The organism is Kibdelosporangium persicum (assembly GCF_013280595.1).
Taxonomy (GTDB): domain Bacteria; phylum Actinomycetota; class Actinomycetes; order Mycobacteriales; family Pseudonocardiaceae; genus Kibdelosporangium; species Kibdelosporangium persicum.
Genome location: NZ_JAAATY010000033.1, coordinates 60,807 through 83,973 on the forward strand (window position 1 = coordinate 60,807; position 23,167 = coordinate 83,973).

The window sequence follows — 23,167 nt, forward strand, 5'->3', positions numbered from 1 at the left end:
GGACTACGGTGATCAGGCGGTGACCAGTGACAGGCCGTAGACGCCCAGGATCTCGTTCACCGGCTGGAACCAGGTCTGGCCGCCGGTGGAGCAGTTGCCCCACCCGCCGGACGTGACGCCCTGGGCCTGCTCACCGGTGATGAACGAGCCGCCGGAATCGCCGGGCTGGGCGCAGACACTGGTCTTCGTCATCTGGTGCACGGCACCCTGCTGGTAGTTGACGGTCTCGTTCTTCGCGAGGACCGTGCCGCAGTGCCAGCGTGTCGTCGACCCGGACCGGCAGATCGACGAGCCGACCGGTGCCTCCGCCGAGCCGCGCACGAGCCGGTCGGGCACCGTGCCCCAGCCGAGCACGACCGGCGCGGTCCACCAGCCGCCACCGATCCGGATGAACGCGTAGTCGTTGCCGGGGAACGACGAACCGGCGAACGTGCCCATCCAGGAGCCGTCCCAGCCCACGACCGAACTGTTCACGCCGCCGCAATGGCCCGCGCTGACGAACCCGCCGTGCACGGAGAACCCGATCGAGCAGCGCGTGTTGCCGTTGATGTAGTAAGGGTCGCCTCCGACGGTGCCCGCCGCGAACGTGGCAGGCTTCGCGGTGATCTCCTCGACGACCACGGGGCCGAGTGCACGGGCCGCAGCGAGGAAGTCCCCGGTGTCGCCGCCCTTCCGTACGGTGACGACTAGGCCGCCGCGCCGCGGGTCGACCCGCCATGCGGCGACGTCGGCCGGGGCTTTGAGCGTGTCGAGCTTGGCCTTGGCCGCGTCGAGCGCGGCGAGCGACTGTCCGACCTGAACGGTGTCCGCGCCGGTGGCCCGGACCGCGTCGTGCACCGCTTTGTCCGATGTGGACACGCCGACGGTCAGCCGCCCGGTCCTCGCGTCGAACCAGGACCCGCCGAAGGCGGTCCCGGCCGCTGCCTTGGCGGCCGGGTCGACGGCCATGGCGGTGGCCTCCTGGCTCAGCCGCGTGCGGGCCTGCTCGGCGGTGAGCCCGAGGTCACGCTGCATGGCGGTGACAAAACCGTCCTCGCGCGGTTGCGGGGTGGCGGCACTGGAGGTGCCGCCACCCACGAGGACGGTGCCCAGCACGAGGAGCGCGCCCGCGATGGGCGCGCACAGCTTCCTAGCTCTGTTCATATGTGCTCTCGTTTCTCAGCAGGGTCGAGAGGATGAGAGCGCTCTCGTGAACACTGTGAAGCCCAGGGGCGCCCACCGTCAAGGTCCAGACCACAGCACGGGACTCACCGGACGGACACTCACGAGAGGTGGGCGGCGATCAGGTCGGTGCCTGCCGGCCGGAGACTGGCGATCATGCCGTTCGCCGAGGTGTCGAGCCGGGTGAGCCAGCGGCCGGCCGTGGTGTCCAGATAGTTGACCGGCTGACGGCAGCGCCTGCGGGTGCCGAGGTTGCTGGTCCGGCCGGCGGTGTACAGGCTGCCGCCGCCTGTTCTCGGTTGGCTCAGCACGGCGTTGATCGCCCGGACCTCCGGGCTCAGTTTGGTGCGGAATCCGGTGAAGCCGTCCCCGGCCGGCTGGGTCGCCGCCACAAACTGGTCGTACGGCACGCTGACCGGCTTCCCGGACGCCGGGGCGAGCGGCGGCAGCTGGTCGAGGAACGTTCTGGCCAGTTCGCTCGGCCGGGCCGAGGCCAGCACGACGGTGTCGGTTTCGAAGTTGCGGATCACGGTCACCGCCTGCTGATAGGCGGCGACCACAAGCACGCCGTAATGGAACGGCCTGCCGTCGACCGTCGTGGTGATCCAGCCGTAGTACTCGCGGTCCGGACGGATGAGCGCGCCGACCACGTCGTCCAGGTCCGCGTCGGGCTGGCCCCGGCGCAGGCGCTGGTTTCGTTCCAGCTCCTCCAGGGCGTGCCGGTCGAGTGCCCGCCTGGTGTCCTCGTCGTACCAGGCCGGGGTGGCGGCGAGGATCGGGTGCGGCTCGGCTTGCCGCCACCTGATCAGCGCGTGCACCGTGGTCAGATTGAGCGTGAGGTTCCCGGTCAGCATGGCCACTCCTGACGTCCAGTGAAGGTCAGCGATCATCACCGATCACCGGGGGCGCGCACTCCTCGTCCACACCGAACAGGTCGTCGTCCGGTTCGATGACGTACTTCCGTTGGTGCTCTTGGTCTTCCTCGCCGTCGGCCCGGCCGGGCGCGCCCATCGGAAGGCCGCCAAGGCCTGCCGCCCCACGGGCTGCCGGGCCGCCGGCACCGCCACGGCCGGCCGGCTGTCCGCCACCGGGTACGGGCTGGCCGGGCACAGGCCCGGTCCCTGCCGCGAAACCGCCGCCGCGCATACCCGGGCCGCCGCCGGTTGCCGTGCCGCCGGTGTTGACGCCGCGGCGCCCTGTGCCACCGTCTGCCCCACCGCCGTACCCACTGCCGAACCCACTGAGTCCACCGAATCCTGGACCGGCTCCGGGGACATCGCGTCGGGGCGGTGCTGCCGTTGGCCGTCGCAGATTGGGCAACGGATTGCTCGTGTACGTGTCGCGTGCGACAGGCATGCCGCCGGGCGTCGTGGTGGTTGGCGGGGTTGTCGGCCTCGGACGGTTGGTCAGGTCGGTCGCCGCCGCTTGTCCCGTGCTGCCACCCGGCATGCCCGCCCCGCCGCCGGCCGCCAACGGGGGCGACATGGGCCCGCCGCCGCCCGCCGCACTCGCGGTGGTGCCCACCGGCTGGCCGGCGGCGGCCGCCGAGCCGCCCTGCAGTGCCGCGCTCGGCGACGCGGCACCGATGGGAGAAGAAGCCGTACGGGTGACCGCGGATGCTGAGGCACTGAGCGGGGGCGGTCCGGCGTAACTTTGCGGAACCTGGCTCCGGGCCGCCGCGGTGTCCGCGGAGTACGCCTCGTACAACTGGACGTTCTTGGCCGCCTTGGCGTTGTACTCGTTGATGGCCGCGTCGACATCCGTCTGGAACGGGTTCACCGCGTTGGCGATGCCGCCCTGCGGCGGCGTCGCCGGAACGGGCTCGACCTGGGAATGGATGTGGGTGAACGCGGCGATCTCCGTGCTCAACGCCTGGGAGTTCGCGGCGAGTTGCCGCTGGGCCGCGGCGAAACTTTCGGACAACGGCGCGGTCGCCGCGGAAGCCGCGGCGGATGCGTTGCCCTGCCACGCCTCCGCACTCGCACTACGCGCCGCCGCGATCTGGTTGACCCGTTCCGCGAAGTTGTTCGACAACTGTTTCGCGGTGTCGCTGGCGGCGAGCAAGGTGTCCAGCCCGTGCCCGGTCGTGATCCGCACGTAGATCTGGTGCGCGTCCAGGGTGACGTTCTCCGGCATCAGGTCGTTCCGCACGGTCGTGGCAAAACTTTCGACGCTCGGCTTCTTCGAGTACGCGTCGCCCAGCATGCCGCCGAGCGCGCCGCCCACCAGGGCACCGGGCACACCGGCCACCGCGCCACCGACCATGCCGCCGATCGCCGCGCCGGCCGCGATTTCCTCGTTCATGTCACCGCATCCCGTTCTGGAAGGTCTGACTGCCGCTGGTCTCCTGGGCCCCGTACGCCTGCTCGGTCTGGTCCAGGCCGCCGAGATAACTCTGCGCGAAGGCCATCATCTGGGTGATCGAGTTCAGCAGGGCCTGGCCGGAGTTGTTCTGCGTCTCGGCGACAAAACCGCTCGCCGGTTCGTGGCCGGGGGCCATCACGGCGGCCAGTCGTTCCGCCATCACACGATCCTGTTCCAGGTCGGCGAGAAGGTCGGTCCAGGCCTGCCGTACCCCCTGGAACGACCCTGGGTCGAAGGCGTATCCATCCATTTCGTCCCCTGACTGCGATCCGGTGCCCGTCGGGCGTTGCGTTCGCGGTCATGGTGACCCGAGGCGGTCGGGAACGGTCCCGAACGCGGCGAGGCAACCGGCGGCCGGTGGTTGCCAGGAGGCGCCAGGCGCGTCCATGCGACCGAGGAAATCCCTGGTCAGCGAGGTGATCTCGGCGAGAATCGGTTCGCGGGCGACTGGATCATCCCGCGGGTTCGCACCGCCCGGCTCTCGATGAACGCGGATCCCGACTCCGGCCGGGCCGTCAGGCGGTCCCCATGGGCGCCGTCCATGATTCGTTCGGGGGACGCGGGGGTAACTGTCGGTTGTGCCTGCTGATCGAGTGGGAGTGGCCATGGGCGAAATCGGGCGTTCGGCGCGGAGGCTGAAGGCGGCGTTCCATGAGTGCGACCGCTGACCTGGTCAAGTCCGAAATGGACACAAGTAGGACCGTCGTCGGCCGGCGGTACCTGCAGTACGTCATCGACCAGGCGCTGGTGTTCGCCTTCGCCGTCCTGGTCTTCCTGGCGTGCTTCGGATTCATGATCCTGGCGGCCGAGATCGGCGCCCGGGGCGAGGTGTTGCTGTACCTCCCGTTCGTGGTGTTCGCCCTGACGGTCTTCGCCGTGAACCTCTGGTTCGGAATCTGGTATCCCCGCGCCATGGGCGGTGCCACACCGGCCATGCGGTGGCTGGGGCTCAGGATCGTCACCCTGGAGGGCGGCGAGCCGTCCGTGCGGGACTACTTCCTGCGGTGGCTGCTGATGGTCGTGGACGGGCTGTTCCTCGGCCTGCTCGGCGCCGTGCTGATCGCGGTGACACCGCGCAACCAGCGGCTTGGTGACATGGTGGCCCGTACGCTCGTCGTGCGAGTCACCTGACCAGCTGGTTCTGCCACGCCCAGATGGCGATCTCGGTGCGGTTACGGGCCTGGATCTTGCCCTGCACGCTCGCCAGATGCGACTTCACCGTGGACAGCGAGATGTCCAGGCCGGCGGCGATCTCGGCGTTCGTCCGTCCCGTCGCGACGGCCAGCACCACGTCCAGTTCCCGTGCGGTCAACGGGACGTCAGCCGAGCGCGACCGTTGCGCGGGCGTCTTGGTGAAATGCGACAGCAGCCGCACCGTGACCGAAGGCGACACCATGGCCTCGCCTTTCGCGGCAGCGTGCACGGCTTCGACCAGCAATCGCGGCCCGGCGTCCTTGCGCAGGAAGCCGCACGCTCCGGCAAGCAAAGCCGCGTAGACGTTCTCGTCGATGTCATACGTCGTGACGACCACGACCCGCAGGGGATCCGGCACGTCCGGCCCCGCCAGCATGCGTGTCGCGCGGATTCCGTCGAGTCCCGGCATTTTGATGTCCATCAGCGTGACATCCGGCCGAAGTTGCCGCGCCAGCCGCACCGCGGCGGGCCCGTCGGCGGCCTCGCTGATCACCTCGATCTCCGGCTCCGCGTTGAGGATCAGCCGGAAACCGGTGCGCACCAGTGTTTGGTCGTCGGCGACAAGGACACGGATCGGCATCAGACTCCTCGCGGCAGCGTCGTCTCGTCGAGCGGAAGGCGCGCGGTGACACGCCACCGCCCGTCGGGCTGCGGCCCCGCGGTCAACGTGCCTCCCAGGGCCGTGACCCGCTCGGCCATCCCGGTCAGACCGTATCCCGCCGGCTTGACGACAGTCGACGTCATGTCGTTGGTGATGTCCAGCATGACCTCGCCCTCCGCCACGCGGACCGTCACGGCGACGCTTGCCTGTGGCGCGTGCCGCCGCGCGTTCGTCATCGCCTCCAGCACCACGCGATGGATGGTGCTCGACAGTTCCGCGGGCACCGGCAAGCCGGCCATGTCCTGGGGAATGTCCACTTCCACTGAGTCAGGCGTGGCCGACCGGACGATGTCGCCGAGTCCCGAACTGGGCAAGGGAAGCGCATGGTCGTTGCTGCGCAACATACCCACGAGCTTGCGCATGGCCACGAGCGCCTCCGTGCCCGCCTGCTCGACCTCGCCGTACACCTCGGCGGGATCCTGGACGGGCAGGTCCGGCCGGCCCGCGAGCGACCTGGCGGCCTGCACGCGCACCACTATTCCGCTGACGTAGTGGGTCACCAGGTCGTGCAGTTCCCTGGCCAGTTCCAGGCGTTCGTTGGTGCGTATCTGTTCGACCTCACGCAGATGCTGGGTGTCGGCGTCCCGCAGAACGAGTCCCAGCGCCAACGCGACACCCCACATCAACGCGGCCGGCACCGCCACCAGCGCCACCGGCGAGTCGATGCCGTACCGCAGGACCGGCGCCGCCCCCACAGCGAGTCCTGTGGCGGCTGCGAGCATTCCCGCCCGCACCGGGGGCAGCCGGCGGCACCCTGCGCCCGCCAGCAGCGCCGCGGCCAGCAACTCGGTGACCATCGGTTCGGCTGCCCGTTCCAGGCCGAGACTGCTCGCGACCACAGTGGACCCGGTGCTCATCAGGGAAAGCGCTGTCACGACCGCGCCAAGCCGGCCGATACGGTTCGGAAACCGACGCCGTAGTACGGCCAGCACGGCGACCGCGGGCCCGACGGAAGCCACCATGGACACGAATCCGGCGGCCAGGCTGTCGTCCGGGCGGTCCTGCCAGAGCGACAGCACCGTGTCGACGACCGTCGCCGCGATCAAGGCGGCGATCTCCGCGACGAAGACGCTTCGCCGTGGCCGCGGTCCGGCTGCTGTCATGGCACTGATTCTCGCGGACGACTCACCTGGTGTGTTTGACAGCGGTGATGTACTCGTTGGACGCGGGCAGGTAGCTCAGCACCAGCGCCACAACCGCGACTGCGCAGCTGAGGTAGCCCCACATCGTCTCGCCCTGCGTCGTGAACAAGGAAGCGACCTGCAGCAACGTGACCACAGTGAGCACGACACGTGCCCAGTTGCGGCCCGCTTTCAGCTTGAACGACAGCCACAGGTAGAACAACGCGATCACCAAGGCGACACCGATGGCGATCGCCTGTGCGACGGTGGTCGCCTGCTCCACCTGTTCCTCGGTCATCCGCAAGTCCGACGCCCGCAGTGCGGTGGCGAGTTCTTGCCGTGCCCCGAGCAGGAATCCGGCCGATGCCAGCGCCGACACGGTGGAAACGAGAAAACCGAAGAACGCGGCGACAATGGTGGCCGGTGGGGTGAGTTTCTTCGATGACGTGACCATGCTCCGAGCGTATGGCTGGACGGAAGTGCCTGCACGACAGGGCAAATCCAGCTAGTACTTTCGGCTGACCCGGCTCGCTGATTCCCTACCAACGGCTGTGGTCACCGCGTTGTGCGCACACCGAGGATCGGCCCTCGTCGGAAGTCCCGTACGAGAGGAGTGCCTGTGCATCGGCCGATCGCAAGGGTGGCGACCGCGTTGACCGCGGCCGTCGTGTGCACCGCGGCCGTCCCGGTCGCCGCCGCCGCAGCAAGTCCGTTCGACGGGTACAAGGACCAGCAACTGAGTTGGGGATCGTGTCTCTTCACACCGGCCGAAGGATCTTTGCCCGCCGAGTGCGCATTGGTGACCGTGCCACGGGATTGGGCCAACCCCGGCGCGGGCGTGGATCTGCGGGTCTCGATCAGCCGCGTCAAGGCGACCGGTGAGCGCACCGGCGTCCTGCTGCTCAATCCAGGCGGGCCGGGCGGTCAGGGAACGTCGCTGGCCGGTGACCTCGCCGCGCTGCAACCCGCGGTGGTGGAGAAGTACGACTTCATCGGCATGGATCCGCGTGGTACTGGCCAGGAAGGCGGCACACAGCCGGAACAGCTGGGTCTGGTGTGTTCGGTGCCGACCGACCGGCTGTCGAAGCGCACGGATCTCGACGCGCGCGACCGGTCGGCGGACAGCATCGCCGAGCACCACAAAGCGCCGAGGGCGATCGCCGAGGCGTGCCAGAGCGAGGCGCTGACGCCGTACATCACCACCTGGCAGACCGCCCACGACATGGAGCTCATCCGGCAGTTGCTGGGCGAGTCCACTTTGAACTACCTGGGCTACTCGTACGGGACGTGGCTGGGCGCGAAGTACACGTCGCTGTTCCCGGCGAGCGCGGGCAAGGTCGTGCTGGATTCGAGTGTCGACTGGCAGGGCCGGTTGCAGGCCGCCTTCGAGGACTTCCCGGTGATCGGCCAGCGCCAGTTCGACCAGGTGTTCCTGCCGTGGATGACCAGAACCTTCCCGGAGGTGGTCGGCAGCACGCCCGCCGAGGCGAAGCGGACCTGGGAACGGGTACGGGCTTATCTCAAGACGCAGGGCCTGTCCGGGGACAGCTACGACATGGTGTTCGTCGGCATGGGCAGCTCGTTGCGGTGGGTGCTGGGAGCATTGGTCTTCGTGCTCGGCGCCAGTGAGATCCGCGGTGAGGCGCCACCGGCCGCCCGGTCGGCGGATCAGCAGGCGTTGCTCGACGCCGAGGCGAAGGCGAAGTTCGGTGTCCCGATGGCGCGGTTGACCGCCGCGAAGGTCGCCGCCGCGGTGGCGGAGAACGACTACACGAAGGTCGGCGGTACTCGGTACGCGGTGGCCTGCGGTGATCAACCCACGAGGTCCGCGACGTGGTACAAGGCGCTGAGCAACCGGCAGGGACCGCGGTACCCGTTGTTCGGCTGGGCATACGGGTTGTCCGAGCCGTGCGGGTTCTGGTCGGACGCTCCACAACAGACGCTGCCGGTGCTGCCCGCCGCGGCCGCCGGGAAGGTGCTTGTCGTGCAAGGCGAGTTCGACCCGCAGACCGGTTACGAACAGGCTCGGTCGGCCATTCGCGCGGCGCCTGGCGTCAGCATCGTGTCCGTCGACGACTCGGCGTTCCACGGGCAGTACGCCATGGAGGGCAATCCGTGCGTGGACGGCATGGTGAACGTGTTCCTGCTGCGCAATTCGCGCCCCGGCAACGCCACGTGCCCCGGCGTTCCGCTGCCTGGTGAAACGCAGGTCCATCCGGTTTCCGGTCCGGTCAAGCAGACCTCGGCGCAGGCGACCCTGGCCGGACTGCCGCGGAGTGCGCTGCGTGCCGCGGTCCAGGACCGGATCCAGTCGCCCCGGTGACACAAGGCCTCAGTGGACCTGGCCGGGAACCTCCCGGCCGGGTCCGCTGGGCTGGGCACCCGCTCGATCCCGGGCGCCCGGCCAGGTCAGCCCCACACCTCGGCGGCGGTCTCGACGATCAGCGCCAGCTTCGCGAACTGCTCGTCGTGGGTCAGCGCGTTTCCCTCCACAGTGGACGAGAAGCCGCACTGCGGTGACAGGCACAGCTGGTCGAGCGGGACGTGCTCGGCGGCTTCGTCGATCCGTCGTTTGAGGTCGTCCTTGTTCTCCAGTTCGCCGCGTTTGGTCGTGACCAGGCCGAGCACGACGAACTTGCCGGGTGGCACAAAACGCAGCGGCGCGAAGCCGCCTGAGCGGGCGTCGTCGTACTCCAGGAAGAACCCGTCCACGGCCAGTTCGGAGAACAGGGCCTCGGCGACGAAGTCGTAACCACCTTCGGCGGCCCAGGACGAACGGAAGTTGCCACGGCACATGTGAGTGGTGACCGTCAGCCCTTCCGGTTTGTCCGCCAGCGCGGCGTTGACCTGCTTGATGTAGCGCAGGTGCTGGTGTTCGGCGTCGTCGCCGCGAGCCTTGAGCAACGCGCGCTGCTCGGGGTCGTTGAGGTACGCGAAGCTGGTGTCGTCGAGCTGCAAGTAGGTGCAGCCCAACGCGGCGACACCGGCGACCTGGTCGGCGTACGCCGCGGACAGGTCCGCCCAGAACTGGTCTTCGTCGGCGTAGACGGCGGGATCGATGGCCGCGCGCCCGCCGCGGTAGTGCACCATGCTCGGCGACGGGATCGTCAGCTTCGGGGTGACGCCGTCGCCGACGACCGACTTCAGGAAGGTGAAGTCCTCGGCGAAGATGGTCTCGGGCAACCGCACCGGGCTGTCCACGTGCAACGCGGCGGACGTGAACTCGATGTCGCCCTCGGCGTTGTGGAACCGCACCTTGATCTTGTCGTCCGCCCGGCTGATCCCGCCGAGCCGGTAGATGAAGTCCATGTGCCACGACGTGCGCCGGAACTCGCCGTCGGTCGCCGACGGCAGCCCGGCGTCGCGCTGCCTGCGGACCACGTCACGGATCGCGTCGTCCTCGATGGAGCGCAACTGTTCCGGTGAGATCTTCCCGGCCGCGTGGTCGGATCGGGCTGCCAGCAGAGCGGGCGGCCGCAGCAGGCTGCCCACGTGGTCGGCTCGGAACGGCGGCGTAGTGCGCACGGTCATCCTCCTGGCTCGCGTCATCGCATCCCCCGAGCCTGCCAGATTTCGTGCGGTCGGTGTGAAGGGGACGGGACCGGTCCCGGCGGTCACGCTCATGCTGGGGAAGTGTGAAGCAGCGTGGGAAACGTCCGGCGCGGCGCGGAACGTTCGTGGTTCGGCATCGACTACGGCTCGGTGGTGTGGTGAGCGGCGTGTTGTTGGTCGCCGCCCTGGGATTGCTGGCGTTCATGGTTCCTGCGTCGCCGTGGTGGATCATCCCGATGTTCGAGTCGGTGGACGGCGTCGGCTCGTTCCTGATCACGCTGTTCGCCGTGCTCCTGGTGCTGGGCCTGCCCGCGATGGTCGCGGTGCTCGCCGGGATCCGCCCCGGCAACGCCGCACTGCGCCGACGTGTGCTGGCCATGGACGACGCGGGCGTGTGGATCTACGAGTCGGCGAAATGGTGGTCCGCCCCGCGGCTGGTGCCCTGGCATGACGCCGGCCCGGTCGAGCTGTCCACCCGCGCGCACTCCGACGTCGATCCCGCCGAGACGGGGTCTGTGCCGATCTTGGTGCCGTGGGATTACCTGACGTTCGGCGATCCGCCCGTGGCCGTCATCCACCTGCTGTGGCTGACCGCGCCCGCCGAGGAGATCGTCGAGCAGGCCCGGCGCCGCCGGCCGGATCTCGTCGTGCTCGACGAACGCACCCCTCCGCCAGCGGGTCTCGGTGGTTGGGTGCTCCGTCGGCGTCGTCGCTGAACCTGTGGCACCGCATCCCCCGTTGAGGATGTCACATTGATAGTTCTTTCCACTTAGACTGATACATTTCGATCTCGGCGGGCTGCGTCACCGAAAGATACCCTGAAATCAACTCAACAGTGACCAACTCAGCGTCAGCGATGTCGAATGCCTCGGTGGGGTGGATGCCCTGCCGAGGCGCATTAGCAGGGATGATACCGATCGAAACCGTTGGGCGCCTGTGCACGCGTAGCAGATAGTGGAGCTGGTCAATATGCAACTCTACCGACCAGGGGTGCAACCATAGTACCCATTCCTCCAGTACAAACAACCATCGAGCATCTGGACGGCTCAGTAGAGTCTGGCGGTCCATTCGCTCAACGACCGCCGCTTCCACGTCTGCTTCCATATTCCAGGTCGTGATCAGCGTTATCGCGCACTGACCGAGCTGTGGAATTGGTGATGATCTCTATGTCTGCTGGGGTGAGGAGCATGGTGCCTACGTGGTCGATGTGGACGGGGAAGAGGTGGCTGTTCCAGTCCCATTCGTAGAGGCCGACGGTGCCTAGTCTGCGGTGCCCTTTGATCTTGTGCCGGGTTTTGATCCTGGTGCCGGGAAAGGGGCGGCCGTTGCGGGGCGTGGGCAAGGTTCTACCAGGGCTTGGGTACCTGACTTGCGGATCTTCGCTCTGATCGTCTGGTTGGCTGCTCATGATCCGTCATGTGGTCGGCGTTGCTGTCTTGCCGCTGATCAGATGGTGTGCACTGTGGTGTGCACAAGCGGCTGCACATGATCAGCACCCCGTGCGGGCTTGTGGCGGAGTTACGCTGGTGTGTCAGCAAGGGCGAAGCAGTGAGTGACGGGGCGTGACCTGGGTTGACGCGGGAACCAGACGCGATCATGGAGTTGCGGCGAGAGCTGGGTAAACACCTAGCCGCGTGCCGGACGGCAGCCGGATTAGTACAGGAGCAGCTTGCCCGCCGTGTGCACTGTGACCGCACCACCATCACGCATTTGGAGAACGGCGGCGCCCGTGGTGACGCAGAGTTGTGGCGGGCATTGGATGAGGCCACCAACGCGGGCGGGCTGCTGGTCGACGGGTACACCCAGTTGACTGCGTCGCAGCTAGCGCATAAGGAACGGGTGCATCTGGACGCGGCGACGGCCGCACGCGCACGGGTCGAGCAGTTGCGTCAACTGGACTCGGCACCGATCGAGACGCTGGACGGCGAGCCAGACCAGCACGGCGCCGATGGGCAGCCGGTGTTCCGCACGGTGCTTGCGCAGAAAATCCGGGATCGGCGGCAAACCTATGAGGAGTTCACCGAGGCCGCCGAAGTTGTTGCTCGTGAGCGTCGAGACCTTCAGTTGGGCACGATCAGCTCGCGGCATCTGCAGCGTCTCGCGGCGGGTGTCGGCGCGCAGGGGCGGCCGTTGGGGCCGGTGCGCCCTGCGACGGCGCGGTTGCTGGAGCACATGCTCGATACCAGTATCGAAGAGCTTCTTTCACCACCACGACCAGCAGCCAACCGCGAGACCGATCAGCCATCGACTGCTGACGCGGCGGTGGTCGGGCCGCTCGTAGCCATAGCCGCTGATGAGTCAGCTGCTTTTCTTGGTTGGGTTGAAATGGTTAATGTGGGTGATCTGTCGATAGAGCAGATGCACACCGAAATCCGGAGATCAGCGCGGGACTATTTGAAAGTTCCCACGATGCCGCTGTTCCAGCGCACCAAAGGACTGCGAGACAGATCTTTTGCGTTGCTGGCTGGGCATCAGAAACCCGCCCATGGTCGAGACCTCTACAGCGTGGCCGGTTGGTCGCTGACCATGTTGGCGTGGATGTCCATCGACCTCGGCTATCCGGAAGAGGCAGAAGATCATCTGCGCGCCGCGTGGGTCTGTGCTGAAAGGGCCGAAGAAAACAGCCTTCGGGCGTGGGTGTGCGCGACCCGCCACACGGCCGCACGATGGAACGACGACTTCACCACCGCCGCCCACTATGCCGAGCAAGGTCTCCAGTACGCCCGCAATGGTGGTTCCGCGGAGCTGTTCCTGGCGAGTGCGTTGGCGTTGGATCTTGCCCGCGCCGGCCAACACGAGAAAGCACAAGACGCACTCACGAGGGCCATGAACGCTGCGGAAACCCTCGATATGTCACAGGATGCGCTTGTGGGACCGTTCGCCTGCACGATTGGGCGGGCTGGTGAGTTCTGGTCTGATGTCCACATTGCACTCGGACAACCCGCCGAGGCACTAGCCATCGCCGACAACGCCGTCAGCACCTTCGCGCGAACCCCGGTCCACCGGCGCAATCTTGGTTCTGAGCGCATGGTGCGTTGTCGACAAGTCCAAGCACATCTGTTGCTCGGGGACATGGACGCCGCCTGGGGGGCCTTCACACCAGTAGTAGAGACCGCGCCAGAACATCGCGTCCAACCACTGGTACAGATTGTGGGCAGCATCGCCGACATGACCGCCGCCAGCCACCACCACGCGGCGCCGATCGCGAAAGACATCACGGCTGCGGCCGTCGATTTCCGCCGCAACCACGCTCAAGCCCTTCTCCCACCCGCCTGAACCCAGCGAGGAGCAGCAGCCGTGTCGGAGCCGATGCGTGATCACTGGTGGTGGCGACCAGGCTGGCAGATTGGCAGATCCTTCTACACCTGGCACTTCACCTTCGAAAACCAACCAGCCATGCGCCGCTTGTGGGAGCACTACCAGCCCGTACTGTCCACAATCAACACCCTCGATCCCGTTGACTTCGAAGTGCTGCACCTCACCACCCAAGGCGTCGGCTTCACCGACGAAGTAACCACCGCCGACATAGATGCCATCATCGACCGGACACGGCACCACAGCGCCGACATCGAGCCATTCACCGTCACTGTCGGCCCCGCACGCATCGAACCCGAAACAGTCAAAATGCTGGCCCAACCAGCCGAACCCATCATCGAAGTTCGGCAAGCACTCCGCGACGCCATCGCCGACATCTGGGGTACCGAGAACGTCCCCGAAACCATGGACGGCTTCCGACCCCACATCAGCCTGGCCTACTCCAACACCGCTGGCCCAGCCGAACCCATAGCGCGGGCGCTCGCCGCCAGTGAACCGGCTACCGAAGACATACTGATCTCCACCGTGTCACTGATCAACCTCAATCGCGACTACAAAAGCTACCAATGGCGCACAATAGCCGCAGTTAATCTAGGTCAGCGATAGCCGGTCAATATGGGCCGGTGGATCCGCAGCGAGACAACCCAATGCGGTATACCTATTCTTGACGAGTCTGGCAGTGTAAAGACCCGCAACTGTGACGCGAGAAGGACGCAAGGTGGACCGTAGCGCTCTTACTGCCGCCGCGGAGCGGCAAGAGAAGATGCTCGCAGCTATTCGGTCAGCCGCTCGCGAGGATGCCTCCACCGAAGACGTTCAAATGCTGCTACGCGAAGTACTCCGCGAGATGGGGCCTCTTCACACAGAAGTACTTAGGTGTCCTAGATCGCGCGAACATGGCGAGACGCGACGAGATGCCCCACGAAGCTACCAACCAGACACCCGAGACAAGCTCAGCCCCCTGCGCGTTCCTCTGGTCTGCTGTGGGTCCGACACCATCTCGGACCCACAGCAGACCAGATAACATTTATGTAACCAAATGTGAGTTCCCCTTTCCGGGACGTCGTCCGCTTTGCCGGAAAACACCGTACGGCCCGTGGTCCCACTGATACGCTCGGTGCGGGAGGAGGGACCGATGACCGGGTTCGAAGTCGATCCCAAGGTGCTGCGGGCCGCGGCTGACGCCGCGAAGCAGGCCGCGGGTGTCGTGAGCAAGCTGGAACTGGGCCGGGTGGCCGAGCTGGCCACCGCGCTGCCGGGCACGCAGTCCGCCGGGACCGCTGGTGAACTGGGCCCGCACTGGGAAGGTGCCACGGACAAGTGGGCCAAGGGCATGGACTCCTACGCCGGAGCGCTGACCACGGCTGCCGGTCAGTACGAGGCGCGTGAAGGCGCGACGGGGCAGAACTTCCGCGGGATGGGCCGCTGATGGCCACCTGGGCCGAGGTCAGGCAGTGGCAGCCGGACCTCGTCGGCCAGATCGGAGACCATCTCGCCGCGCAGAACCGGCAGGTCGTCGGCCTGCAGGACGAGCTTGACGCCGCCAAGGCGGCCGGCTGGACCGGGGAGGCGGCGGAATCGGCGGACAAGGACCTTCGCCTCCGTCGCCAGGAGCTGGAGGACCTCGCCGCACGGCTGTCCGCCGCGGTCAAGATCATCGACGATTCCGAGCAGGCGGTCCGGGAGCTGGTCCGCGGCGTCGAGGCGACCGAGGAGTACGCCGCCAAGAACGGTTACCGGATCGACAACGGCAAGGTCGTCGAGCTTCAGGACGCCGGTGGATTCCTCACCGCGGCGACTCTCCAGGTCGAGGTGCAGGCCATCCTGGCCCGCGCGGCGGAGATCGACACCGAGCTGAACTCCGTGCTCAAGCGCATCGTGGCCGGCGAGATCGGCGACGCCGGGGCGACCACGCTGGCGGCTGCCGCGGCGGCGGGCCAGGACCGCATCAGCGACGAGCAGCGGCATCGTGATCTGCTGGCCAAGTACCAGGTCAAGACGGACAGCACGAAGGAATGGCCCAGCGGGGTGACCGGCTGGCTGGCCGAGCAGGCCGGTTTCAAGAAGGAGCGGGTCACCGAGTCCGAGGCGAAGTTGCTCGACGACCTGCAGGCGCGCAAAGGACTCCTCGGGCTCAAGGAGTTCGCCGACCTCCGGCAGGACGCGCTGCACACGGCGGAAGGCAAGTTCGAGGGCAAGGGCAAGACCGACGGGCACGCGGACGCCTTCCGGCACGCCTACTGGAACGCGCTGATGACCCAGCGGTACGGCGAGGAATGGGCGCGCGACTTCGCCACCGCCCATGAGCGCAACCCGTCCAGCCACCACATCCCGGTGGGCATGGACCTGCACAACAACGAGGTCGGCCGTCAGATCGCGCGGGCCAACCCGGACGCCAGCCCCGAGGAACTGGCGACTCTGGTCGAGCAGGCGGTCAAGGACGGGAAAATGGTGGTCATCGACAAGAACGACACCCTGGTGCCGTCCAACGAGACGAACCCCGGCGACACCAGGGACACCAGGAACAATCCCTGGCCGACGGACAATCCCGGGCGCAACGACGACCGTGACCCCGGCGAGCCGAACGCGAAACCGGACCAGTACTGACCATGCGCTTGATCCTTGCCCTCATCGCACTGCTCGCTCTGCTGGCGGGGTGCGGCACGTCGGGAGTGACGGTGGAATTCGACGAGAACCTCGAGAAGACGATCGCCGAACTGGCCCGTTCCGGCGGCTCACGGCCGCTCAAGGAACTGGCGCCCGGCGACTGGACGTCGGTGAACGTCCTCACCGGCCCCGTCTCCGGCGCACGGATCGAGCAGGAGCTGGGCAAGCCCGTCGAGGTCGACGGCGACGGCACGCACGACGGCGACTACGTGCAGGACGGCAACCTGCTCGTCTTCCAGCGCGACGGCGAGATCGTGCGCATGGTGAGCCTCGGCCAACTCGCCGCACTGGGCGACGGGGAGTACCGCGCCGACGTGGTGTTGCAGGCGAATGGTGGCGCGATCAAGATGACCGGCCCGGATGGACGTCCCCTGGACGGCTGAGGCTCGCTGGTCCGTGCGTCAGGGCCGGGTGGCGAAGTACCGGTGGACGTCCCGCCATGAGCACACCCGGTCGAAGCGTTTCTCGGAGACGTTGTGGTGCGCGTCGAACAGGATGCCGTGGCCGGTGAAGATCTCAAGGTTGCGCGGGTTGTCGTCGATCAGGTAGTCCGCCCTGACGTACCGTTTGGAGCCGCAGAACACGTAACCCCGATCGGGGACGAAGGGGAACGACTCCCGCAGCCACAGGTACCGGTCGTGCAGCGAGACGGGATGATCCATGGCGGACGTGGCGATGATGATCTCGAAGCGTCCGGCCAACTCCTCCAGTACCCAGCGCGCGTCCCGCATGACGGGAACGTCCCGGGAGAATCCGGGTTCGTCGAGGCACGCCTCGACCTGAGCGCTGCGCGACGGAGGTACGGCGTCACGGATCTGCTTGCCGTGGATGGCTTCGCGGGACAGCACTTCGCCGAAGTCCGCCGCATATCGCCGCAGCCTCTTGGCGACCGTGTCGGCGGCCACCTCGTCGAGATCGACCGCGAGAACCTCCTTCACACCGGCAGGGCACTGCGTGATCCCGCCACGATCAAAGCGGGTTCCTGCCCGCCCGGGATGTACTCGCAGTCCGGTCCCCGCCCGACGAAACGGCCACCGCGGCCCACCGTCAGCATGGCGACGGCATCGTGGAACGTGAGACCGAGCCCGAGGATGCCGATCACGCTCCCGGCCCGCTGATGCCGTTGTGCGTTGCTCCGGCCGGACAGCATCGTGCGCTCGGCCTGTTCACGCGGGTGGCCGCTGCAGACAGCGACCTGGTCGCAGACGATCACCTCGTCCCCGACGACGAGTTCGAACCGGTCACCGCGCTTCTCGATGCCGCCGACGAGGCCGTGCACACGGACCAGGCGCACGTCGGGCGGCAGGTTCGTCTCGACGACATCGAGGACGAAGCGCAGGTAGCGCCCGTAGACACTGCGCGGCGCGTAGGCGGTCAGGACCGGGAAAACGGGCGTCCACACGCTGCCACCACTCCGCGAACGTCGGCCCGGCGCCCGGCCGCCACGCGCCGTCGTCCGCGGGACCGGAGAACATGGTGACCTCACCGCTGCGGTTGTTCATCGCGAGCCACCGCGGCTGACCCGACCGCCACACCCGGCCTGACCCGACCTCGTCCGCGTCGATGGCGTAGATCGTGAGCGGCCGCGCGGGCCGCTTGCCGAGCAGTCGTGCCCCCAGGCGTTCGAGGATGGATATGCCGCGGGGCCCTGTGCCCACCACAGCGACCGCGTATCCCTTCCCGGGATCATGAAGCGCGACGGCCGGTGCGTGCTCAGCGGCGAACGGCGCGGGCATGAGGTACAGGTCGTTCACGGGCACGCAGATGCTGGCTCCCGGCAACGGTTTCTCCCCTCAGCACGGTATCCCCTCAGCGGCATGAGTCAAGCACGATCACCAGGTGGTCCGCCCTGCTGACTTAACGCAATTGGTTCAAACCGGCGCGAGGCACCGAACCGTGAGCCCGAAAGTTTCGGCTTCGATCCACTGTGGACGGATGACGTCTCAGGGTTTTCCGGCTGCCGAGTTGAGCACGGTGAGCCACCAGATCTCCGCGAGGTCGGCCGGGTCCCGCAGGCTCAGGCCGGTGAGTTCGGTGAACTGGGCCAGTCGATGGCGCACGGTGTTCGGATGCACGTGCAGGAGGGCCGCGGTGTCGTCCACCCGCAGTCCGTTCTCTACATAGGACAGGATGGACTGCCAGATTTCCTCGCCATAGCTGCCTTTCGCGCGCAGCGGACCGATGATCCTGCCGGACAGCATGCTGGTCATGTCGCCGTCGGTCGCGACCACACAGGCCAGGCGCAGAGTGTCCAGGCGATGGGTACCGGCCCGCCTCAGCCGGAGTGCCGCCGCCAGCACGCGTCCGGCGGTCAGATATGACGTGTGCAGGTCCGCCGCCGTACCGAGTGGACCGACGCTGAACGTGCCGAACTGCGGGCCTAATGCGTGCGGCGACGTCACAATGCCGAGCACGTCCCGATTGGCTTCGGCGACGACCACGCCGTTGACGGGAATGTGTTCACGCAGCACGGAAACCGTGACGCCCGCGGCCATCCGGCCGCGCAGCGCGGCGAATCGGCCCGCCGGGTCGAGGCCGAGCTGCAACAGGTGGCGGTGAGTGCCGGACCCGGGCTGGGTCAGCAAGGCTCGGACAGCGTCCCCGACCCGTTGCTCGTCCTCGCGCGCGGTGCGCAGCTCCACCTCGCGATGCGCCTCGGCGGCGGCCACGGTCACGAAATCGAGCCACTGCCAGACGAGTTCGAGAGTGCTGAGCAACGAGCTGTCGGACGCGCCGCGTTCCCGTGCCGCTGTCGACAACACCCGCCAGAATTCCTCACCGGACACCCGGTACGCGGCCAGCACCGCGGCCAGGCTGATGCCCTGGTACGCGCGTTCGGCGCCGACTTCGGTGATCTCCCGCAGTTCGGCCTCGTCCGGCAGGCGGTTCTCCCGCAGGTGACCGATCGCGGCCGTGACGATCCGCCGGTTTCCCTGCCGCAGATCCGCGTCGGGCACCGCCGCGTACTCCGGTACGGCCACGCGAATCCGGGCGACCAGGCGGTCGACGACCGCCCGGAGCCTGGCGGGTTCGCGTGCGAGGTCGTCCAGCACAGCACGGACTGTCATCGTGGGATCCTCATTGTGGAAACCTCCAACCTGAGCGCCGCCAGGATGGCCCGGACACCAGCGTCCCCCCGATCCTATTGTCGCGACCGCTGACCGCGTTGACGATGACCTCATGACGCCGACCCCGCTCACCGATCGCCTCGCCGAGCTGGCCACGGCCGATCCGGACCGGCCCGCCGTCACCTGCGGCCCGGACACGCTGACCCGCGGGCAACTGGACCGGCACACCAACGCGCTGGCCCGCGCGTACGCCGAAAACGGTGTCACGGCGGGCGATCTCGTCACGATCGGCCTGCCCAACGGAGTCGAGTTCGTCTGTGCGGCCGTCGCGGCGTGGAAACTCGGCGCCACTCCGCAGCCGGTCTCCCACCGCCTGCCACCGGCCGAACTGACCGCGGTGCTGGACGTGGCCGACCCGTCGCTCGTCGTCGGCCTGGACATCCCTGGACGGCCGGTCGTCCCGCCGGGTCATCGGCCGGACCAGTCCGATGCGCCACTGCCGCCGGTGGTCGGGCCGTCCTGGAAAGCTCCGGCGTCAGGCGGCAGCACGGGCCGGCCGAAGGTGATCATGTCGACGCAGCCGTCGTGCGGTGAGGTGATGGACGAGTACGCCATGGCCTTCGCCATGCCACCGGACGGAGTCCATCTGGTCGCGGGCCCGTTGTCGCACAATGGGCCGTTCATGATGGCCGCGGCGGCGTTGTTCACCGGCAGCCACGTGGTCGTCATGCCGCGGTTCGACCCCGCGGAGCTGCTTCGCCTGATCGAGGCGTACTGCGTGCAGTGGACGTTTCTTGTGCCGACCATGATGCACCGGGTGTGGCGCTTGCCTGAAGCGGTTCGGGAGGGCGCGGACGTGTCGAGCTTGCAGGTCGTGTTGCACGGTGCCTCGCCATGCGCGCCATGGCTCAAACGGGCGTGGCTGAATTGGCTTGGGCCGCAACGGGTGTTCGAGTTGTACGCGAGCACTGAGGCCCAGGCAGCGTGCCTCATCTCAGGCACGGAATGGCTCGAACACCCCGGCAGTGTAGGCCGGGTGGCACGTGGTGAGATCCGTGTGCTCGATGCCGAGCACCGTGACGTACCGCCGGACCACGTCGGTGAGATCTGGATGCGCCGCACGCCGGGCACCCCGGAGACGTACCGGTATCTCGGCGCCCAACCGACCACTGTGGACGGGGGATGGGAGTCGACCGGGGACATGGGCTGGATCGACCCGGAAGGCTACGTCCACCTCGCCGACCGCAAGCCGGACATGATCCTGGTCGGCGGGGCGAACGTCTTCCCGGCCGAGATCGAGACCGCGCTGGACGAACATCCATCGGTGCAGTCCAGTTGTGTCATCGGGCTGCCGGACGAGGAGTACGGCAACGTCGTGCACGCGGTCGTGCAGACCGAAAGTCCGTTGGACGAAGCCGAACTGCTCGATCATCTCCGGCAGCGGTTGGCCGCGTACAAACTGCCGCGCAGCTTCGAACGCGTCGAGCAGCCGTTGCGAGACGACGCCGGGAAAGTACGGCGCGCTCAGGTACGTGCACAACGACTGACCCGCGCCCAGTGACGGTTCCCGAGGTGGTGTCCCGGCTCCCGCTCACGCGGCGACTGGTCGAGTACGAGCTGTACTCACCCGCGCTACGGGAGAAGACCCGGCTGAGAATCCTGTTCCCGACGGGCTACGGCGAAGACGGCTCGGCGCGTTTCCCGGTGCTCTACCTGCTGCACGGCGGTGACGACGACTACCGGGCCTGGACGCGGAAAGGCGGCGCGGCCGAGGCCACCAGGCAGTCGCCGATCATCGTGGTGATGCCGGACGCCCGCAACGGGTTCTACTCCGACTGGGTCAAGCCGGGCAGACATGGCCGGACGCCGTGGGAGACGTTCCACATCGGCGAACTGGTGCCGTGGATCGACCGGACGTTCCGCACCGAGGCGCGGCGGGAGAGCCGGGCGCTGGCCGGTCTGTCGATGGGCGGGTTCGGCGCCATGTCCTATGCGGCAAGGCATCCGGACCTGTTCTCGGCCGCCGCGAGCTTCTCCGGTGTGCTGGACACCAACGTGTACACGTTCGTGATCGGGATCGCGGCCCGGCGTGACGGCGGGCCGCCCGGCGCGATCTGGGGTGACCGCTCGACCGGCGCCGTCCGGTGGCGGGCCCACAACCCGTGGGATCTCGCGGTGAATCTCCGGGGCATGACGCTGGTCGTGCGTACTCGAACCGGGCTGCCCGGTCCGCTGGACGACCGGCGGAGACCCGACCCGGTGGAGGCGATCGTCTTCCACGAGTCGCTGCGGTTCCACCGCCGCCTGACGCTGCTGGGCATCGACCACGACTGGCACTACGGTCCGGGCACCCATGACTGGCCGTACTGGGCCGTCGACCTGCGGGAAGCCCTGCCCGCTCTGCACAAGGCCTTCGCCGATCCCCAGCCGCCGCCGGCATCGGTCACGTACGTCTCGGCCGAGCCCAGCTACCGTGCCTACGGCTGGGACGTGCAGATCTCCCGGCCAGCCATGGAGTTCTCGATGTTGTCCGACGCGGGGGAGCAGGGCTTCACCTTCACCGGCGGCGGTACCGCCGTCATCCGGACGCCGGGCTCGTTCGAACCAGGCCGGACTTACCCCACGACACTCGGTCCCCATCAGGCCGATTCGCTGGGACGCCTGACGTTCCGCCTTCAGCTCGGCAAGCGGTCGACCATTTCGGTACGGCTATGACAACGCCGGTCGGTACGAAGTGGATCGGGGCGTTGTCGCTGGCGACGTTCGGCATGTCGATCGCCGTGCTGACACCGATCCAAGTGCTGCTGCCCCTGCAGATCGAGGCGATCGACCCGGCGGGCAAGGTCCTCGCGCTCGGCTGGATCACCGCGGCCGCGGCCGTCGTGTCCATTGTGGTGTGCCCGGTCGCCGGTGCGCTGTCCGACCGGACGACCTCCCGGTTCGGCCGCAGAAGACCGTGGGTGCTCGGCAGCGGCCTGATGTGCTGTGCCGCGCTCATCGCGCTAGGGGCACAGGACACGATCCTGGGCGTCGCGTTGCTCTGGATCACGGTCCAGGCGGCGACCAACGCGCTGTATGCGGCGTTGACCGCGGCCGTGCCGGACCAGGTCCCGGTGCACCAGCGCGGTGTGGTTTCCGCGTTCGTCGGACTGCCGTTGCCGTTGTCCTTGATAGTCGGCACGTTCATCGTGTCGACGGTCGTGACCGGCCAGTTCGCCGCGTATCTGACGCTGGCGCTGGCCGAACTGGCCTTCATCCTGCCGTTCGTGCTGCACCCCGCCGACAAGCCGGTGACACGGCAAGTGAGCAGACCGCGGTTCCGGCTGCACGCCGATCTGGTGTGGGCCTTCGGATGCCGGTTCGCCATCCAGATCGCCAACGCCGTGGGCACGCTGTATTTGCTGTACTACCTGCGTGACGTGGTGCACCGGCCGGACCCGGCCAAGTCGGTGTTCCTGCTCATCCTGATCTACACGGCCGGGGTGGTGCCCGCGAGCGTGGTGGCGGGCCGGTGGTCGGACCGGTCCGGCAGGCGCAAACCGTTCGTCATCGTGTCGTCAGTCGTCGTGGCCGCCGCGATGCTCGTCCTCGGCCTCGGCAACACGTGGCCGAGCGCCCTGGTCGCCGCCATCCTCATGGGCGTCGGGTATGGCGTGTACCTCGCCGTGGACAACGCCCTCATCACGCAGGTGCTGCCGTCGGACGCCGACAGGGGACGCGATCTCGGCTTGGTCAACATCGCCAACACCGCGCCCCAGGCCGTCGCACCCGCCCTCGCCGGGATCGTGATCACCAGCTTCGGCGGATACACCCCGCTCTACCTTCTCGCCGGTGCCTGCGGCCTGATCGGCGCCGCCCTCATCCAGCCCGTGCGCTCAGTGCGGTGACTAGGCCGTGTTTCAAATGCCCGATCGCGATAGCCGGGCCGGATGCGGCCCCTGACGCCACCGCGGGACCGCCCAAAGACAACCAGTATTCGCGGCGATCCCGCGGCGACGCCAGGAACCGCCCCACCGAGCCGATTCCGGCCTCCGGCCGGGGCAGACTCTCATCGACCGGGACAT

At 67.7% G+C, this 23,167-nt stretch carries 23 protein-coding genes and 1 pseudogene; 11 read left to right on the plus strand and 13 right to left on the minus strand.

Annotation, left to right across the window (positions count from 1 at the left end):
* Positions 1-12 precede the first annotated feature (12 nt).
* The 4 genes from GC106_RS38625 to GC106_RS38640 form a co-directional block, all read right to left on the minus strand.
* Positions 13-1,143 carry a S1 family peptidase gene (locus tag GC106_RS38625; RefSeq protein WP_173140856.1) on the minus strand — a complete coding sequence of 377 codons (1,131 nt, stop codon included), beginning with the start codon at positions 1,141-1,143 and terminating at the stop codon, positions 13-15.
* A gap of 119 nt (positions 1,144-1,262) precedes the next feature.
* Positions 1,263-2,051 carry an ESX secretion-associated protein EspG gene (locus GC106_RS38630; protein WP_173140858.1) on the minus strand — a complete coding sequence of 263 codons (789 nt, stop codon included), beginning with the start codon at positions 2,049-2,051 and terminating at the stop codon, positions 1,263-1,265.
* Positions 2,041-3,465, minus strand: coding sequence for a hypothetical protein (locus GC106_RS38635; RefSeq protein ID WP_173140860.1), 1,425 nt, complete (start codon positions 3,463-3,465; stop codon positions 2,041-2,043). The genes GC106_RS38630 and GC106_RS38635 overlap by 11 nt, the downstream gene beginning before the upstream one ends.
* Position 3,466: 1 nt before the next feature.
* Positions 3,467-3,775, minus strand: a complete 309-nt coding sequence (locus GC106_RS38640) for a PE domain-containing protein (protein WP_173140862.1) — start codon at positions 3,773-3,775, stop codon at positions 3,467-3,469.
* Positions 3,776-4,176: 401 nt separating this feature from the next.
* Here GC106_RS38640 and GC106_RS38645 point away from each other — a divergent pair, with 401 nt between their 5' ends.
* Entirely contained in the window at positions 4,177-4,656 is a 480-nt protein-coding gene (locus tag GC106_RS38645) for an RDD family protein (RefSeq protein ID WP_173140864.1), read from the plus strand.
* Here the strand turns inward: GC106_RS38645 and GC106_RS38650 are convergent.
* The 3 genes from GC106_RS38650 to GC106_RS38660 are packed head-to-tail and all read right to left on the minus strand — an operon-like array spanning position 4,649 to position 6,955.
* Complete coding sequence (locus tag GC106_RS38650; RefSeq protein WP_173140866.1) at positions 4,649-5,299, minus strand: response regulator; 651 nt, start codon at positions 5,297-5,299, stop codon at positions 4,649-4,651. The two genes, GC106_RS38645 and GC106_RS38650, sit on opposite strands and share 8 nt — an antisense overlap.
* Positions 5,299-6,483 (minus strand): sensor histidine kinase, encoded by a 1,185-nt coding sequence (locus tag GC106_RS38655; protein ID WP_173140868.1) that lies wholly within the window; start codon positions 6,481-6,483, stop codon positions 5,299-5,301. Before GC106_RS38655 ends, GC106_RS38650 begins: the two co-directional genes overlap by 1 nt.
* Before the next feature lie 22 nt (positions 6,484-6,505).
* Positions 6,506-6,955, minus strand: coding sequence for a hypothetical protein (locus tag GC106_RS38660; RefSeq protein WP_173140870.1), 450 nt, complete (start codon positions 6,953-6,955; stop codon positions 6,506-6,508).
* Between the two features lie 165 nt (positions 6,956-7,120).
* Here GC106_RS38660 and GC106_RS38665 point away from each other — a divergent pair, with 165 nt between their 5' ends.
* Positions 7,121-8,824 (plus strand): alpha/beta hydrolase, encoded by a 1,704-nt coding sequence (locus GC106_RS38665; RefSeq protein ID WP_312873224.1) that lies wholly within the window; start codon positions 7,121-7,123, stop codon positions 8,822-8,824.
* A gap of 86 nt (positions 8,825-8,910) precedes the next feature.
* Here the strand turns inward: GC106_RS38665 and GC106_RS38670 are convergent, their stop codons facing one another.
* Positions 8,911-10,032, minus strand: coding sequence for a 5-methyltetrahydropteroyltriglutamate--homocysteine S-methyltransferase (locus GC106_RS38670; RefSeq protein WP_173140924.1), 1,122 nt, complete (start codon positions 10,030-10,032; stop codon positions 8,911-8,913).
* A 146-nt stretch (positions 10,033-10,178) separates the two neighbouring features.
* Here GC106_RS38670 and GC106_RS38675 point away from each other — a divergent pair, with 146 nt between their 5' ends.
* The gene (locus GC106_RS38675; RefSeq protein WP_173140872.1) at positions 10,179-10,769 is read left to right on the plus strand and encodes a hypothetical protein; all 591 of its coding nucleotides are present in this window, start codon (positions 10,179-10,181) and stop codon (positions 10,767-10,769) included.
* Between the two features lie 31 nt (positions 10,770-10,800).
* Here the strand turns inward: GC106_RS38675 and GC106_RS38680 are convergent, their stop codons facing one another.
* Positions 10,801-11,145, minus strand: a complete 345-nt coding sequence (locus GC106_RS38680) for a Scr1 family TA system antitoxin-like transcriptional regulator (protein WP_173140874.1) — start codon at positions 11,143-11,145, stop codon at positions 10,801-10,803.
* A 504-nt stretch (positions 11,146-11,649) separates the two neighbouring features.
* Here GC106_RS38680 and GC106_RS38685 point away from each other — a divergent pair.
* The 5 genes from GC106_RS38685 (at position 11,650) to GC106_RS38705 (ending at position 16,418) form a co-directional block, all read left to right on the plus strand.
* Complete coding sequence (locus GC106_RS38685) at positions 11,650-13,329, plus strand: helix-turn-helix domain-containing protein (protein WP_173140876.1); 1,680 nt, start codon at positions 11,650-11,652, stop codon at positions 13,327-13,329.
* 21 nt (positions 13,330-13,350) lie between these two features.
* On the plus strand, positions 13,351-13,974 hold the full coding sequence (locus tag GC106_RS38690; protein WP_173140878.1) for a 2'-5' RNA ligase family protein: 624 nt from the start codon (positions 13,351-13,353) through the stop codon (positions 13,972-13,974).
* A 529-nt stretch (positions 13,975-14,503) separates the two neighbouring features.
* Positions 14,504-14,797 carry a hypothetical protein gene (locus tag GC106_RS38695; protein ID WP_173140880.1) on the plus strand — a complete coding sequence of 98 codons (294 nt, stop codon included), beginning with the start codon at positions 14,504-14,506 and terminating at the stop codon, positions 14,795-14,797.
* Positions 14,797-15,975 (plus strand): DUF6973 domain-containing protein, encoded by a 1,179-nt coding sequence (locus GC106_RS38700; protein ID WP_173140882.1) that lies wholly within the window; start codon positions 14,797-14,799, stop codon positions 15,973-15,975. The genes GC106_RS38695 and GC106_RS38700 overlap by 1 nt, the downstream gene beginning before the upstream one ends.
* A 2-nt stretch (positions 15,976-15,977) precedes the next feature.
* Positions 15,978-16,418 carry a hypothetical protein gene (locus tag GC106_RS38705; RefSeq protein ID WP_246367809.1) on the plus strand — a complete coding sequence of 147 codons (441 nt, stop codon included), beginning with the start codon at positions 15,978-15,980 and terminating at the stop codon, positions 16,416-16,418.
* Positions 16,419-16,436: 18 nt separating this feature from the next.
* On the opposite strand, the gene GC106_RS38710 is transcribed toward GC106_RS38705, so the two are convergent.
* The 4 genes and pseudogenes from GC106_RS38710 to GC106_RS38720 all read right to left on the minus strand — a co-directional run bounded on the left by GC106_RS38710 (position 16,437) and on the right by GC106_RS38720 (position 19,103).
* Positions 16,437-16,973: a 5' nucleotidase, NT5C type gene (locus GC106_RS38710; protein WP_173140884.1), complete on the minus strand. Its 537-nt coding sequence runs from the start codon at positions 16,971-16,973 to the stop codon at positions 16,437-16,439.
* Positions 16,970-17,437 (minus strand): FAD/NAD(P)-binding protein, encoded by a 468-nt coding sequence (locus GC106_RS38715; protein WP_173140886.1) that lies wholly within the window; start codon positions 17,435-17,437, stop codon positions 16,970-16,972. Before GC106_RS38715 ends, GC106_RS38710 begins: the two co-directional genes overlap by 4 nt.
* A 37-nt stretch (positions 17,438-17,474) precedes the next feature.
* Positions 17,475-17,771, minus strand: a pseudogene (locus tag GC106_RS49815) (FAD/NAD(P)-binding protein); the annotation flags it as partial.
* 207 nt (positions 17,772-17,978) lie between these two features.
* Positions 17,979-19,103, minus strand: coding sequence for a PucR family transcriptional regulator (locus GC106_RS38720; RefSeq protein ID WP_173140888.1), 1,125 nt, complete (start codon positions 19,101-19,103; stop codon positions 17,979-17,981).
* 112 nt (positions 19,104-19,215) lie between these two features.
* On the opposite strand from GC106_RS38720, the gene GC106_RS38725 reads away from it, so the two are divergent.
* From GC106_RS38725 to GC106_RS38735, 3 genes are read left to right on the plus strand one after another with little or no spacing between them, the layout of a single operon-like run.
* On the plus strand, positions 19,216-20,664 hold the full coding sequence (locus GC106_RS38725) for an AMP-binding protein (RefSeq protein WP_173140890.1): 1,449 nt from the start codon (positions 19,216-19,218) through the stop codon (positions 20,662-20,664).
* On the plus strand, positions 20,661-21,818 hold the full coding sequence (locus GC106_RS38730; protein ID WP_173140892.1) for an alpha/beta hydrolase: 1,158 nt from the start codon (positions 20,661-20,663) through the stop codon (positions 21,816-21,818). Before GC106_RS38725 ends, GC106_RS38730 begins: the two co-directional genes overlap by 4 nt.
* Positions 21,815-22,990, plus strand: a complete 1,176-nt coding sequence (locus tag GC106_RS38735) for an MFS transporter (RefSeq protein ID WP_173140894.1) — start codon at positions 21,815-21,817, stop codon at positions 22,988-22,990. The genes GC106_RS38730 and GC106_RS38735 overlap by 4 nt, the downstream gene beginning before the upstream one ends.
* Positions 22,991-23,167 lie beyond the last annotated feature (177 nt).

What these genes read in the sequence shown, in the direction of transcription:
- GC106_RS38630 (WP_173140858.1), bottom strand. Translation starts at nt 2,051, where the DNA reads ATGATCGCTGACCTTCACTGGACGTCAGGAGTGGCCATGCTGACCGGG.
- GC106_RS38635 (WP_173140860.1), bottom strand. Translation starts at nt 3,465, where the DNA reads ATGAACGAGGAAATCGCGGCCGGCGCGGCGATCGGCGGCATGGTCGGT.
- GC106_RS38725 (WP_173140890.1), top strand. Translation starts at nt 19,216, where the DNA reads ATGACGCCGACCCCGCTCACCGATCGCCTCGCCGAGCTGGCCACGGCC.
- GC106_RS38625 (WP_173140856.1), bottom strand. Translation starts at nt 1,143, where the DNA reads ATGAACAGAGCTAGGAAGCTGTGCGCGCCCATCGCGGGCGCGCTCCTC.
- GC106_RS38660 (WP_173140870.1), bottom strand. Translation starts at nt 6,955, where the DNA reads ATGGTCACGTCATCGAAGAAACTCACCCCACCGGCCACCATTGTCGCC.
- GC106_RS38670 (WP_173140924.1), bottom strand. Translation starts at nt 10,032, where the DNA reads ATGACCGTGCGCACTACGCCGCCGTTCCGAGCCGACCACGTGGGCAGC.
- GC106_RS38700 (WP_173140882.1), top strand. Translation starts at nt 14,797, where the DNA reads ATGGCCACCTGGGCCGAGGTCAGGCAGTGGCAGCCGGACCTCGTCGGC.
- GC106_RS38720 (WP_173140888.1), bottom strand. Translation starts at nt 19,103, where the DNA reads ATGACAGTCCGTGCTGTGCTGGACGACCTCGCACGCGAACCCGCCAGG.
- GC106_RS38685 (WP_173140876.1), top strand. Translation starts at nt 11,650, where the DNA reads ATGGAGTTGCGGCGAGAGCTGGGTAAACACCTAGCCGCGTGCCGGACG.
- GC106_RS38695 (WP_173140880.1), top strand. Translation starts at nt 14,504, where the DNA reads ATGACCGGGTTCGAAGTCGATCCCAAGGTGCTGCGGGCCGCGGCTGAC.
- GC106_RS38640 (WP_173140862.1), bottom strand. Translation starts at nt 3,775, where the DNA reads ATGGATGGATACGCCTTCGACCCAGGGTCGTTCCAGGGGGTACGGCAG.
- GC106_RS38655 (WP_173140868.1), bottom strand. Translation starts at nt 6,483, where the DNA reads ATGACAGCAGCCGGACCGCGGCCACGGCGAAGCGTCTTCGTCGCGGAG.
- GC106_RS38735 (WP_173140894.1), top strand. Translation starts at nt 21,815, where the DNA reads ATGACAACGCCGGTCGGTACGAAGTGGATCGGGGCGTTGTCGCTGGCG.
- GC106_RS38645 (WP_173140864.1), top strand. Translation starts at nt 4,177, where the DNA reads ATGAGTGCGACCGCTGACCTGGTCAAGTCCGAAATGGACACAAGTAGG.
- GC106_RS38650 (WP_173140866.1), bottom strand. Translation starts at nt 5,299, where the DNA reads ATGCCGATCCGTGTCCTTGTCGCCGACGACCAAACACTGGTGCGCACC.
- GC106_RS38705 (WP_246367809.1), top strand. Translation starts at nt 15,978, where the DNA reads ATGCGCTTGATCCTTGCCCTCATCGCACTGCTCGCTCTGCTGGCGGGG.